We start from the raw sequence: 12,855 nt of genomic DNA, 5'->3' as shown, positions 1-12,855 counted from the left end.
ACTGCGGTGGACGCCTGTGCCCTCCGGGGGCAGCGGGGCGTCTCGGACGAGCGCCCACACTAGCGGCTGGCCACGACGACGGCCCGCCGCCTGTGGACAACCCAGGCGTGACGGGCCGTTCGTCTCCGTATGTCCTGCGTGCGGTGCGAGGAGCGGGTCAGACCGCCGCCTTCTTCAGCCGGCGGCGTTCACGCTCGGACAGGCCGCCCCAGATGCCGAAGCGCTCGTCGTTGGCGAGGGCGTACTCGAGGCACTCGGAGCGGACCTCGCAGGCGAGGCAGACCTTCTTGGCCTCGCGGGTCGAGCCGCCCTTCTCGGGGAAGAAGGACTCGGGGTCGGTCTGGGCGCACAGTGCGCGCTCCTGCCAGCCGAGTTCCTCGTCCGCGTCGTCGACCAGCAGTTGCTGCACCAGCTCGGTCATGTGCGCCCCTCGTCCGTCTTTCGCGTCCCCGTGATGTAGCCGTTACCGGTCCCGGCTGAACGACACGAGTGAAATTACAAGTGTGCTGCTCCGGGCGAGTCAAGCCGGGATCTGCTATTGGGCCCCTTATTCACTCTGCGGAACCAAGGCCAAGCGGAAAGTGTTCAAATCGGCCTAAACCTTGACACCCGGAAGGAGCCCGCGGGGAACGTCCGTCCGCACAGAGGCTGTACGGAGACAGACGCCCGCCGGTTCGATCCCGTTCCGACACGCGCCCCCGAAGCGAACCGGATCACAGCCGGATCACTGGATCGCAACGGAGCCCGCGCTCCCGGTTGGACGCCATGTGTCCCGGCAACCGCCTGAACAAACCTTTCAGCCGAGGAATGAACCGGATGAGGTGAACCATGTCCCACATACCGGGCGGCGAGTTGACAGTGGGGGTGTGAACCGCTGTCCTTGTGGGCATGCTCGCGAACTTGGCGCCCACCTCGACCCGCACCGCCGGGTCCCTCGGCGCTGCCCACGCTCGCCGCAGCTGTTGTCGCTGTTCCAGCTGTTGAGCCGTCCCGCTCCGGCTGTCCCCGGGTCCCCGTGACCCGGTCTCCCGTCCGCCTCGCCCGCACCGGGACCCCGTCCACACCCCCGCGCTCCACGCTCCGGTCTCCCGCACCGCGTGCTCCACGCCCCGCACTCCCGCCGAGGAACCCCCCACCCATGAACAGCGACAGCGACCTGCAGATCGCCGGCGACCTCCTCGAAGTGCCGCACCTGCTCCAGGCGCCCCGCGAACACCCGTCGACCGTGGCCGACTTCGCCGGACTCGCCCGCGAGATCGCCGCCGACCGCCCCCAGTGGGAGCACCTGGTGCGTTACGACGCGACCAGCCGCTGGTACCACCGGCTGCGCACCGGGCCCGGTTACGAGGTCTGGCTGCTGTCCTGGGTGCCGGGCCAGGGCACCGGGCTGCACGACCACGGCCCCTCCTCCGGCGTGCTGACCGTCCTCGACGGCGGCCTGACCGAGCGGACGGAGCGGGGCACGCGCGCGTTGCGCGCGGGTGCGCAGCGCGTGTTCGCGCCGGGCTTCGCGCACGAGATCGTCAACGAGACGCTGGAGCCGGCCGTCAGCCTGCACATCTACTACCCGGGGCTCACGCAGATGCCGATGCACGCCGCACCGGGGACCGACGCTCTCCGGTGCGCCGTGACCGCCGCCTCCCGGGCGTCCGGCTGACGCGTTGTCGTACCCGGCTGACAGACTGTGTCCATGCGCATTGTGGTTCTGGCAGGCGGCATCGGCGGCGCCCGATTCCTGCGTGGTCTCAAGCGGGCCGCGCCGGACGCGGACATCACCGTCATCGGCAACACCGGGGACGACATCCACCTCTTCGGGCTGAAGATCTGCCCGGACCTCGACACGGTGATGTACACGCTCGGCGGCGGCATCAACGAGGAGCAGGGGTGGGGCCGGGCCGACGAGACCTTCCATCTCAAGGAGGAGCTCGCGGCGTACGGCGTGGGGCCCGAGTGGTTCGGGCTCGGCGACCGGGACTTCGCCACTCACATCGTGCGGACGCAGATGATCGGCGCCGGCTATCCGCTCAGCGCGGTGACGCAGGCGCTGTGCGACCGCTGGCAGCCCGGGGTGCGGCTGATCCCCATGACCGACGACCGCGTCGAGACCCATGTCGCCGTGGAGATCGACGGCGAGCGCAGGGCGATCCACTTCCAGGAGTACTGGGTGCGGCTGCGCGCGTCGGTGCCGGCCGAGGCGGTCGTGCCGGTCGGGGCCGAGCAGGCGAAGCCGGCGCCGGGCGTCCTGGAGGCCATCGCCGAGGCGGACGTGATCCTCTTTCCGCCGTCCAACCCCGTCGTGTCGGTCGGCACGATCCTCGCGGTTCCGGGTATCCGGGAGGCCATCGCGGACGCCGGGGTCCCGGTCGTCGGCCTCTCCCCCATCGTCGGGGACGCGCCCGTGCGCGGGATGGCCGACAAGGTCCTCGCGGCCGTCGGCGTCGAGTCCACGGCCGCCGCGGTCGCCGAGCACTACGGCTCGGGACTGCTCGACGGCTGGCTGGTCGACACCGTCGACGCGGGCGCGGTCGAGCGGGTCGAGGCGGCGGGCATCCGGTGCCGGGCAGTGCCGCTGATGATGACCGACGAGGAGGCCGCCGCGCGAATGGCCCGCGAGGCGCTCACGCTGGCGGAGGAGGTGCGGGCGGAGTGACGGAGACCGGGAAGGGGTCCTCGGCGCCGGACGCCGGGGAGCGGTCCACCGTGGCGGCGGACGCACGGGAGGGGTCCTCGCCGGATGCCGGGGAGCAGTCCGCGCGGGACGCCGGGAGGGGGTCCTCGCCGGATGCCGGGAAGCAGTCCGCGCCGGACGCCGCCGAGCGGTCCGCGCCGGGCGCCGGGGAGCAGTCCGCGCCGGACGCCGCCGAGCGGTCCGCGCCGGGCGCCGGGAAGCAGTCCGCGCCGGACGCCGCCGAGCGGTCCGCGCCGGGCGCCGGGAAGCAGTCCGCGCCGGACGCCGCCGAGCGGTCCGCGCCGGGCGCCGGGAAGCAGTCCGCGCCGGAATACCGGGTGTGGGCGGTGCCGGGGCTGCCCGAGGTGGCGGCCGGGGACGACCTCGCCAAGCTGATCGCCGCCGCCGAGCCCGGGCTGGCCGACGGCGACGTGCTGCTCGTCACCTCCAAGATCGTGTCGAAGGCCGAGGGGCGGGTCGTCGAGGCGGCCGACCGGGAGGCCGCGATCGACGCGGAGACGGTACGGGTGGTGGCGCGGCGCGGTGCGCTGCGCATCGTGGAGAACCGCCAGGGCCTGGTGATGGCGGCGGCCGGCGTGGACGCCTCCAACACCCCCGCCGGCACGGTCCTGCTGCTGCCCGAGGACCCCGACGCCTCCGCTCGGGCGATCCGCGCAGGGCTGCGCGAGGCTCTCGGCGTCGACGTCGGGGTCGTCGTGACCGACACCTTCGGACGGCCCTGGCGCTCCGGCCTCACGGACGTGGCGATCGGCGCCGCCGGGGTGCGCGTCCTGGACGATCTGCGCGGCGGCACGGACGCGTACGGCAATCCGCTCGCCGCCACCGTCGTCGCCACCGCCGACGAACTCGCCGCCGCGGGCGACCTGGTCAAGGGCAAGGCCGCCGGGCTGCCCGTGGCCGTCGTGCGCGGGCTGCCGCACGTGGTGGCCGAGGAGGACGGGGCCGGGGCGCGGGCGCTGGTCCGGGACGCGCGCGACGACATGTTCCGGCTGGGCGCCTCGGAGGCCGTCCGGGAGGCGGTGACCCAGCGCCGCACGATCCGCGCCTTCACCGACGAGCCCGTGGACCCCGGCGCGGTACGGCGCGCCGTGGCCGCCGCCGTGACGGCCCCCGCGCCGCACCACACGACACCGTGGCGGTTCGTGCTGCTGGAGTCGGAGCCCACGCGCGTACGACTGCTGGACGCGATGCGGGACGCCTGGATCGCCGACCTGCGCCGGGACGGCAAGTCGCCGGAGTCGATCGCCAAGCGGGTGCGGCGCGGGGACGTGCTGCGCAACGCGCCGTACCTCGTGGTGCCGTGCCTGGTCATGGACGGCTCGCACACGTACGGCGACGCCCGGCGGGACGCGGCCGAGCGGGAGATGTTCGTGGTCGCGGCGGGGGCCGGGGTGCAGAACTTCCTCGTGGCGCTGGCCGGGGAGCGGCTGGGGTCGGCATGGGTGTCGTCGACGATGTTCTGCCGGGACGTGGTGCGCGAGGTGCTGGGGCTGCCCGGGGACTGGGATCCGATGGGCGCGGTGGCGGTCGGGCATCCGGCGCAGGCGCCGAGGCCGCGGGGCGAGCGGGACGCGGGGATGTTCATCGCGGTGCGGTGACGTGAGGCGGGGGCGGGGGCGGCGACATGAGGCGGGGTGGGCGAGGTGAGGACCGCGGGGGGTGCGCCTACCCTCGTAGGACCGCTTCTTTCTCCTTCCTCTCGTTGGGACTCACCGGTGGCCGGACGTTTCGCTCCCAGGCCCACGCGCACGACCGTGCGCGGTGGGGAGGTCGCCGTGCCCGCCGGGGTGCCCCGGCAGCAGTCCGCGGCGCCGGAGCTGGTGCGGGAGTGGGTGCCGGACGGGCCGCTGGAGCTGGGGCTGGTGCTCGGGCCGCTGCGGCGCGGGCCCGGTGATCCGACGTTCCGCGCGATGCCGGACGGGTCGGTGTGGCGGGCCAGCCGTACGCCGGCCGGGCCGGGGACGCTGCGGGTGTCGGTCCGGGGCGGCGCGGTGCGCGGGGAGGCCTGGGGGCCTGGGGCGCAGTGGCTGCTGGACGGGCTTCCGGAGCTGCTCGGCGCGGCGGACGATCCGGGGGCGTTCGTGCCGCGGCACCGGGTGGTGGCGCACGCGTGGCGCCGGCGTCCGGGGCTGCGGCTGACGCGGACCGGGCTGGTGCTGGAGTCGCTGATTCCGTCGATCCTGGAGCAGAAGGTCACGACGGTCGAGGCGTATCAGGCGTGGCGGATGCTGGTGCGCGCGTTCGGGGAGCCGGCGCCCGGGCCCGCCCCCGGGCGGATGTGCGTGATGCCGGATCCGCGCGGCTGGGCGCTGATCCCGTCCTGGGAGTGGCACCGGGCGGGCGTGGACGACAAGCGCGCGTCGACGGTCCTGCGGGCGGTGCGGGTCGCCGCGCGGCTGGAGCAGGCGGTGGGCATGTCCCCCGAGGACGCGCGGGCGCGGCTGGAGCTGGTGCCGGGGATCGGGCCGTGGACGTCGGCGGAGACCGTGCAGCGCAGTCACGGGGCGCCGGACGCGGTGACGGTGGGGGATCTGCACCTGCCGGGGATCGTCGGGTGGGCGCTGGCGGGGAACCGGGAGGCGGACGACGCGGTGATGCTGGAGCTGCTGGAGCCGTACGCGGGGCAGCGGCATCGGGCGGCGCGGTTCGTCCTGCTGAGCGGGAGGGTGCCGGAGCGGAGGGGGCCGCGGATGACGCGGGGGGACATCGGGCGGCTGTGAGACGCGTGGGGTGGCGGGCGGGTCCCGGGGAGCGGGCGCAGGGAGTACGGCGTCGACGCGGGGGACGGGGTGCGCGGCGGCGCTCCGGCCGGAAGCCCACCGCACAGCCCCGCGTCGGCGAGACGGCAGGCGGCCGGCGGTGGGGCTCGGACCTCCGAGACGGGCCACCGGCCCGGCCGGCAGGTCACAGCCCCGGACGGAAACCCACCGCCGGCCCCGCGTCGGCCGGACGGCCGGCGGCGGGCAGCGGCCGGCCGACCCTGGACAGCCCCGCGCGGCCCCGTACAGGCCGCGCCCTACTGGTCCGGCGAGAAGCGGAGCGCCCCCGGCGGTATGTGCGCGTTGCACCAGACTCTCGCGCCGGGGTTCAGCTCGTTGTCGGAGCCGATGATCGCGTCGTCGCCGATCACCGTGCCGTTCAGGACCGTACGGCTGCCGACCCGCGCCCGGGTCCCGACGAGGGAGTCGGTGATCACCGCGTCGGGCTCGATCACCGCGCCCGGCAGAATCGTGCTGCCGAATATGCGCGCCCCCTCCGCGACGAACGCGCCCTCCCCCACCACCGTGCCCCCCGCCAGCTTGGCGTCGGCCGCGACCCTCGCCGTCGGCAGGACGAGCCGGTCCCCGCACCGGCCGGGCACGGCGGGTGACGGCGCCCGGCCCAGGACCAGGTCCGCCGAGCCGCGGACGAACGCCGCCGGCGTGCCGAGGTCCAGCCAGTACGTGGAGTCGACCATGCCCTGCAGATGCGCCCCCGCCGCCAGCAGCTCGGGGAACGTCTCGCGCTCGACGGACACCGGCCGCCCCGCCGGGATCGTGTCGATGACCGAGCGCCGGAAGACGTACGCCCCCGCGTTGATCTGGTCGGTGACGATCTCCTCCGGCGTCTGGGGTTTCTCCAGGAACGCCGTCACCCGTCCGGTGCCGTCCGTGGGGACCAGCCCGTACGCGCGCGGGTCCGTCACCTTCGTCAGGTGGAGCGAGACGTCCGCGCCCGTCCTGCGGTGGGTGTCGACCAGGGCCCGGATGTCCAGCCCCGTCAGGATGTCTCCGTTGAAGACGAGGACCGGGTCCTCCGGCCCCGACCGCAGCCGCGAGGCCACGTTGCGGATCGCGCCGCCCGTGCCGAGCGGCTCCTCCTCCGTGACGTACTCGATGTGCAGTCCGAGCGACGCGCCGTCGCCGAAGTACGGTTCGAAGACCTCGGCCAGATAGGACGTCGCGAGCACGATGTGGTCGACCCCCGCCGCCCTCGCCCGCGCCAGTTGATGCGTGAGGAACGGCACCCCCGCCGCCCTGACCATCGGCTTGGGCGTGTGCACCGTGAGCGGGCGCAGCCGGGTGCCCTTGCCGCCGACCAGGAGGATCGCTTCTGTCACCTGTCGTCTCTGCTTCCTGCCGGGACCGGCCGAACTGTCTTTCGGCCGGCCAGTGTATGCAGAGCCACTCGTGAGGTCAGAAGCGTCCCTGGAAGCGTGCCGCGTGCCAGCGTGCCTTGGGGAGTTTGCGGTAGAGCTGCTGTCCTGGGCAGTCCGTGACGAACGCGTCGCGGTGACCGGAGATGACGTTCAGTCGTACGTTCTTACCCTTTCGGTAGAGATTGCCGCCACCCGACTTGAGGGACGTCTTCGCCCGCGGGTTGGCGCCGTAGAGGCCGAGCTTCCATGCCGTCAGGCGGCCGATGGCCCTGCCGGTGGACGTGCTGGGCGAGGTCCGGTTGAACGTGCCGAGGACGGCGATGCCCATGGTGTTGCTGTTGAAGCCGGAGGTGTGGGCGCCCAGGACCGGTTTCGCCACGCCCCCCGCGCGGCCCTCGTACAGGTTTCCGCACTTGTCGACGAGGAAGTTGTAGCCGATGTCGCGCCAGCCCATGCTGCGGACGTGGTAGCGGTAGATACCGCGAATGACGGAAGGCGCCTGTGAGCAGCTGTAGTTGTTGCCGGTGGCCGTGTGGTGCACGAAGGCGGCCTTGATCCGCTTGGTGTAGACGAACCCCCGTTCGCGCAGCCGCTCGTCGGCGCCCCAGCCGCGGCGGGTGACGATGCGCGGGCGCGGGCCGATGTACGGCCTCGCCCGCTGTTCCTCCGGCAGGCCGTCGAGGTTGTCGAACTCGTCGAGGTTCTCGATGTCGTCGATGTCGTCGATGTCGTCGATGTCGTCGAGGTCGTCGAGGTCGTCGGGGCTTTCGACGCCTTCCAGCCCTTCGGCGTGCAGGGTGAGCAGGTCCTGCTCCGTCTGGTGGCGGTCAAGCTCCGGGATCTCGGTGGCCTCCAGGGGGGCCAGGTCGGCGTTGGGGGTGGCCGCGTCGACGCTCTCAGGACTGAGGGGGGCGGTGAGCGGGGGATCGAAGGAGGCGCCGAGGGCGCCGGCGGCCGATGCCGCGGATGGCGTCGACTCCTGCGGGTCGCCGGGGTCCACCAGTTCCAGGCGCAGACCTGCCGGAAGCGTGGCGGATGCGGGGGCGCCGGTCCCGTCGGCCGTGGAGGCCGCGACACGTACCTCGACTCCGTCCGAATTCCCCACCCACAGGGGGGCGGTGGCGCCGCGCACGCGGGAGGCGGCGCGTTCGGTGGCGTCCGGGTCGGGGGCGTGCTCGGCGTTGTGCGTCTCGAGGTCCTGCCAGCCGGACCAGACGCCGGTGCCCGCGGCGCGGGTGCGGACCTGGACGCGGCCGTGGAGTTCGTCGTCCGGGTCGTCCCAGACGACGCCGACGAGGGAGAAGGGCCGTACGTCCTTGCTGGGCAGGCCCTGGACGGCGGACGAGCCGAGGGAACGGTCGGCGGCGAGGGGGACGAGGGGCAGCGACTGGGTGCCGCCGGGGACAGCGGGTTCGGCACCGGGGCGCCCGGCGGCGCGCACGGCACCGGGTGACGTGGCCGCGGTGGCCGCCGTCGCCGAGGCGCCCGGTATCGCGGCCGACGCCGCGGTCGTCGCGGGAATGGTCAGCGGCAGCGCGAGGGCTGCCGCGCAGGTCACGCCTATGGAGGGAGCGATGAGCTTACGCATGCCCCACATCCTGGACATAGTCATATAAACCTGTCCATCGGGGAATTGACGGCCGGTCGGCCGCCGTTCGGCCGAACCGGTGAGGGGCGCGACTCGATCGGCGACCCGGCGCACGCGTACGCTTGCGCGGGTGAACGCCACCGATCGCACCCCCGCCGACCTGCTGCGTTCCGCGCTCGCCGCGGACTCCGCGCGCCCCCTGGTGACCTTCTACGACGACGCCACGGGCGAACGTGTCGAACTCTCCGTGGCCACCTTCGCCAATTGGGTGGCCAAGACCGCCAATCTCCTCCAGGACGGCATGTCCGCCGAGCCCGGCGACCGGGTCGCGCTGCTGCTGCCGGCGCACTGGCAGACGGCGGTGTGGCTGCTGGCGTGCTCGTCGGTGGGCGTCGTCGCGGACGTGGAGGGCGATCCCGGACGGGCCGACTTCGTGGTCGCGGGGCCGGGGCGGTTCGAGGCGGGGCTGGCCTGCTCCGGGGAGCGGTACGCGCTGTCGCTGGCTCCGCTGGGACGGCGCTTCGCGACGCCGCCCGCCGGGTACGCCGACTACGCCGTGGACGTGCCGAGCCACGGGGACCGGTTCGCGCCGTACGCGCCGGTCGACCCGGAGGCGCCGGCGCTGATCGTGGCCGGGGCGGAGTTCACGGGCGCGGAGGTGGTGGAGCGGGCGCTCGGCGACGCCCCCGGGCTGGACCTGACGGGCCCGGGTTCCCGGATCCTGTCCGCACTCCCGTACGACACCTGGGAGGGCCTGAGCGCGGGGCTGTACGCCCCGCTGGCGGCCGGCGGCTCGGTGGTGCTGTGCCGGCACCTGGACCGGCTGGACGAGCGGTCCCTGGCCCAGCGCATCGAGGCGGAACGGGTCACGGCGACGGCCCGCTGACGCCGGGCGCCTCACAGAGGCGTCCGGCTTCCCGTGCCGGCGGCGGACGCCCGCGGCACGGCACCCCTCCGATCCGCCGTCGGTCCGGGGCCGTGACCCGCCCCTTCATCCGTACGTCCAGCGCCGTACCCCACCCCCTTCACCCGTTCGGGTCATCCCCGCCCGCGCCCCCGCCTCCCCCGGGTCACGCTCGTACCAGGCAGCGCGAACCGGACGGCAGCGACGACGGCCCAGCCGGCCGCCCGTACACCGGCTGCCCGCTCGTACAGCCGACCCGCTCGTACAGCGAAGGGGTGGAGCCAGACGTGAGCGACACCGCGGGCATGTCTTCGCGCGGCCGACGCACACCCCGTCGGCGCTGGATGCGGTACGGGGCCGCCGGGGCGGCCGTGCTGGTGCTGGGCGGCGCGGCGGGCGGCTGGGCGCTCTACGCGAGGCTGGACGGGAACATCACCCCGGACGAGGCCGCCGCGGCCGAGCTGGCGCGGTTCGAGAAGGAGCGGCCCACCGCCCTGGTGCGGGGCGCGCAGAACATCCTGCTCATCGGGTCGGACACCCGCTCCGGGGCGGACAACCGGCGCTACGGCCGCGACCTGGGCACCGAGCGCTCCGACACCACGATCCTGCTCCACCTGTCGGCCGGGCGGCGCAGCGCCACCGCCGTCTCGCTCCCCCGCGACCTGATGGTGGACGTGCCGAGCTGCCGGCGGCCGGACGGCAGCCGCACCCGGCCGGCGTTCGCGATGCTCAACCACGCCTACGAGGCGGGCGGTTCGGCCTGCACGATCCGGACCGTCGAGAAGCTCACCGACATCCGCGTGGACCACCACGTCGTCGTCGACTTCGGCGGGTTCAAGAACATGGTCGACGCTCTCGACGGCGTACAGATCTGCCTGAAGAAGCCGATCCACGACAAAGCGGCCAAGCTGCGGCTTCCCGCAGGCCGCGTGACGCTCAACGGCGAGCAGGCCCTCGGCTACGTCCGCGCCCGCAAGTCGCTCGGCGACGGCAGCGACACCGACCGGATCGAGCGCCAGCAGCGCTTCCTCGCGGCGCTCGCCAAGAAGGTGCGCGGCAACGACGTGCTGCTCAACCCGGTGAAGCTCTACCCGGTGCTGGACGCCGCCACCTCCTCCCTCACCACCGACCCGGGCCTGGCGAGCCTGCGCGGCCTGTACGACCTCGCCCGCGGCCTGCGCGACATCCCCACCGAACGGGTGCAGTTCCTGACCGTCCCGCGCGAGTCCTACGCCGGCGACTCCAATCGCGACCAGCTCGTGGAGCCCGCGGCCGAAAGGCTTTTCGCCCGGCTGCGACAGGACGCGCCCGTGGGAGTGGCACGGGAAGCACGGGACATTTCACAGAATTCCACAGAAAACGGTGCGGACGGCGAACGTGACGGAGGCGACTCACGTCTACCCGTGTTCCGCGGAAACACCGCCGCGGAAGGCGGCTGCCGGTAAAACACTGGGCAAGGAGGCCCTCTCCGTCCTAGGAAATGGGCGGATTGCCCAGTTGTAGGGACGTGGAATTTGTCACCGTCGTCGCTTGGCGCTGAACTGGGCGGATAGTGTGAGCGATCCGGTGCACCTCGACTCCCGGCCACGAACACGTTTCTGGGGTCGCGCACTGTGTACGAGCTTTGTACGAGACCCCGTGCGCCTCGAAGGGGGAAGGCGCCGCGTGGCCCCGACGGAGGATTCAGGCAACCGTGGACGCGCAAGGCCGTGGGCGGGCGGAGCACATCGACCCCGCAGACCAGTGGGTACTCAATCCGAACACCGGTGAATACGAACTGCGACTGAGCCCTTCCGGAGAGCAGCCGACGGTTCCCGCCCCCCGCCGGACCGGTTCCCGCCGCGCCGCGCCGAGCGCCCGTTCCATGCCCCCGGCACGCGACCGGCAGGACTCCCGCGAGGGGGACGCGGCGGGTCCGCGACGACGGCGGGGCGCGCCCCCCGAGCCCGCGGCTGCCCGGCGCGGGCGGCGTCCGGCGAAGAAGTCGAAGGCGGCGAAGGCGAAGAAGGCCGTGCTGTGGACCGGCGGCGGCATGGCCTTCGTCCTGCTCGCCACGGCCGGCGCCGGCTACCTCTACATCCGGCACCTCAACGGCAACATCACCTCCGTCTCCGACGACGGCGCGAGCACCGGTGGCTTCCAGAAGGACAAGGCCATCAACATCCTGCTGATCGGCACGGACAAACGCACCGGCGCGGGCAACGAGTCCTACGGCGACCACGGCAGCCCCGGCCACGCCGACACCACGATCCTGCTGCACGTCTCCAAGGACCGCTCCAACGCGACCGCGCTCAGCATCCCGCGCGACCTGATCGTGGACATCCCGGACTGCCCGACCACGCAGGAGGACGGCTCCACCGAGGTCATCCCCGGCTCGCAGGGCGTCCGCTTCAACACCAGCCTGGGCCAGAGCGGCCGTACGCCCAGCTGCACCATGCGCACGGTGACCGAGCTGACCGGGATCACGCCGGACAACTTCATGGTGGCCGACTTCAACGCGGTCAAGACGCTGACCAGCGCGGTGGGCGGCGTCGAGGTGTGCCTGAACAAGGACATCAACGACAGGGACTCCAAGCTCAACCTGACCAAGGGCAAGCACGTCATCGAGGGCGAGGACGCGCTGGCCTTCGTCCGCACCCGGCACTCCGTGGGCACCGGCGGCGACCTGAGCCGGATCAACCTCCAGCAGCAGTTCCTCAGCGCGCTGATGCGCAAGCTGAAGTCGAACGACACCCTGACCAACCCATCGAAGATGGTGAAGCTGGCCGAGGCGGGCACCAAGGCGCTGACGGTCGACTCCCAGCTGGACAGCATCGGCAAGCTGAAGGACCTCGGCCTGGAGCTGGGCAAGCTCAACGTCAAGAACCTGACCTTCACGACCGTGCCGGTGGTCGACAACCCGGCCGAGACGGTCAAGGCGACGGTCGTGGTCGACAAGAGCAAGGCCCCGCAGGTCTTCCAGATGATCAAGGAGGACGTGTCCTTCACCGAGGTCAAGGAGAAGAAGGCCAAGGAGAAGGCGGCGGTCGCGGCCCGGCTGAAGGGCACCAAGGCGGACCCGTCCGAGGTGCGGGTGCGCATTCTCAACGGCGGGGCCGCGGCCGGCAGCGCACAGGAGACTCTCAGCTGGCTGCAGAACGACGAGGGCGTGACCAAGTCGGAGAACGCGGGCAACGCGGACGCGGCGCAGAGCAGAACGACGCTGGAGTACGCGCCCGACCAGGCGGACCAGGCACGCCGGCTCGCCGACATCATGGGTCTGTCCGGATCCGCGATGAAGCCGGGCGAGAGCGTGGAGAACGCCCAGGGGCTGCCCACGATGACGCTCGTGCTGGGCGAGGACTTCAAGGGTGCCGGCGTCTCGCTGACGGCGCCGACGAAAGCACCCGAAGGCGTCCAGAAGTCCACGGCGGACAAGGTCGTCTGCGCCGAATAGGAAATTGAGGGGTAACCCAACGGGTCCGTCGTGCGTCTGACTTGACGCGGGACGGACCCGTGTCGGGTCTGCAGGGGTGGGAGGGCAGGCAGTGACGCGA

General features: G+C 72.9%; 10 protein-coding genes. 7 read left to right on the top strand and 3 right to left on the bottom strand.

Annotation, left to right across the window (positions count from 1 at the left end; all coding sequences use genetic code 11):
• Window positions 1-157: 157 nt before the first annotated feature.
• The gene (locus tag ACZ6KF_RS25645) at window positions 158-421 is read right to left on the bottom strand and encodes a WhiB family transcriptional regulator (protein ID WP_003975777.1); all 264 of its coding nucleotides are present in this window, start codon (window positions 419-421) and stop codon (window positions 158-160) included.
• Between the two features lie 717 nt (window positions 422-1,138).
• On the opposite strand from ACZ6KF_RS25645, the gene ACZ6KF_RS25640 reads away from it, so the two are divergent.
• The 4 genes from ACZ6KF_RS25640 to ACZ6KF_RS25625 all read left to right on the top strand — a co-directional run bounded on the left by ACZ6KF_RS25640 (window position 1,139) and on the right by ACZ6KF_RS25625 (window position 5,409).
• Window positions 1,139-1,657, top strand: a complete 519-nt coding sequence (locus ACZ6KF_RS25640) for a cysteine dioxygenase (protein ID WP_356628475.1) — start codon at window positions 1,139-1,141, stop codon at window positions 1,655-1,657.
• Between the two features lie 33 nt (window positions 1,658-1,690).
• On the top strand, window positions 1,691-2,650 hold the full coding sequence (cofD, locus tag ACZ6KF_RS25635) for a 2-phospho-L-lactate transferase (RefSeq protein ID WP_356628473.1): 960 nt from the start codon (window positions 1,691-1,693) through the stop codon (window positions 2,648-2,650).
• Window positions 2,647-4,287, top strand: coding sequence for a coenzyme F420-0:L-glutamate ligase (locus tag ACZ6KF_RS25630; RefSeq protein WP_469240512.1), 1,641 nt, complete (start codon window positions 2,647-2,649; stop codon window positions 4,285-4,287). The genes cofD and ACZ6KF_RS25630 overlap by 4 nt, the downstream gene beginning before the upstream one ends.
• A gap of 117 nt (window positions 4,288-4,404) precedes the next feature.
• A complete protein-coding gene (locus ACZ6KF_RS25625) occupies window positions 4,405-5,409 on the top strand; it encodes a DNA-3-methyladenine glycosylase family protein (RefSeq protein WP_469158761.1) in 1,005 nt (334 codons plus the stop codon).
• Between the two features lie 296 nt (window positions 5,410-5,705).
• On the opposite strand, the gene manB is transcribed toward ACZ6KF_RS25625, so the two are convergent.
• Together manB and ACZ6KF_RS25615 are read right to left on the bottom strand one after the other, a co-directional pair.
• Complete coding sequence (manB, locus tag ACZ6KF_RS25620) at window positions 5,706-6,788, bottom strand: mannose-1-phosphate guanylyltransferase (protein ID WP_356628467.1); 1,083 nt, start codon at window positions 6,786-6,788, stop codon at window positions 5,706-5,708.
• A gap of 76 nt (window positions 6,789-6,864) precedes the next feature.
• Entirely contained in the window at window positions 6,865-8,415 is a 1,551-nt protein-coding gene (locus ACZ6KF_RS25615) for a peptidoglycan recognition protein family protein (protein ID WP_469240510.1), read from the bottom strand.
• Between the two features lie 130 nt (window positions 8,416-8,545).
• On the opposite strand from ACZ6KF_RS25615, the gene ACZ6KF_RS25610 reads away from it, so the two are divergent.
• The 3 genes from ACZ6KF_RS25610 (at window position 8,546) to ACZ6KF_RS25600 (ending at window position 12,755) form a co-directional block, all read left to right on the top strand.
• Window positions 8,546-9,301, top strand: coding sequence for a TIGR03089 family protein (locus ACZ6KF_RS25610; protein ID WP_469158759.1), 756 nt, complete (start codon window positions 8,546-8,548; stop codon window positions 9,299-9,301).
• A gap of 323 nt (window positions 9,302-9,624) precedes the next feature.
• Window positions 9,625-10,764, top strand: coding sequence for an LCP family protein (locus tag ACZ6KF_RS25605; protein ID WP_469240538.1), 1,140 nt, complete (start codon window positions 9,625-9,627; stop codon window positions 10,762-10,764).
• A gap of 248 nt (window positions 10,765-11,012) precedes the next feature.
• Window positions 11,013-12,755: an LCP family protein gene (locus ACZ6KF_RS25600; RefSeq protein WP_356628461.1), complete on the top strand. Its 1,743-nt coding sequence runs from the start codon at window positions 11,013-11,015 to the stop codon at window positions 12,753-12,755.
• Window positions 12,756-12,855: the final 100 nt, after the last annotated feature.

The organism is Streptomyces sp. NPDC046379, from assembly GCF_055587785.1.
The sequence above is the reverse complement of the archived record's forward strand: the minus strand, read 5'-3'. Positions and strand labels throughout refer to the sequence as shown.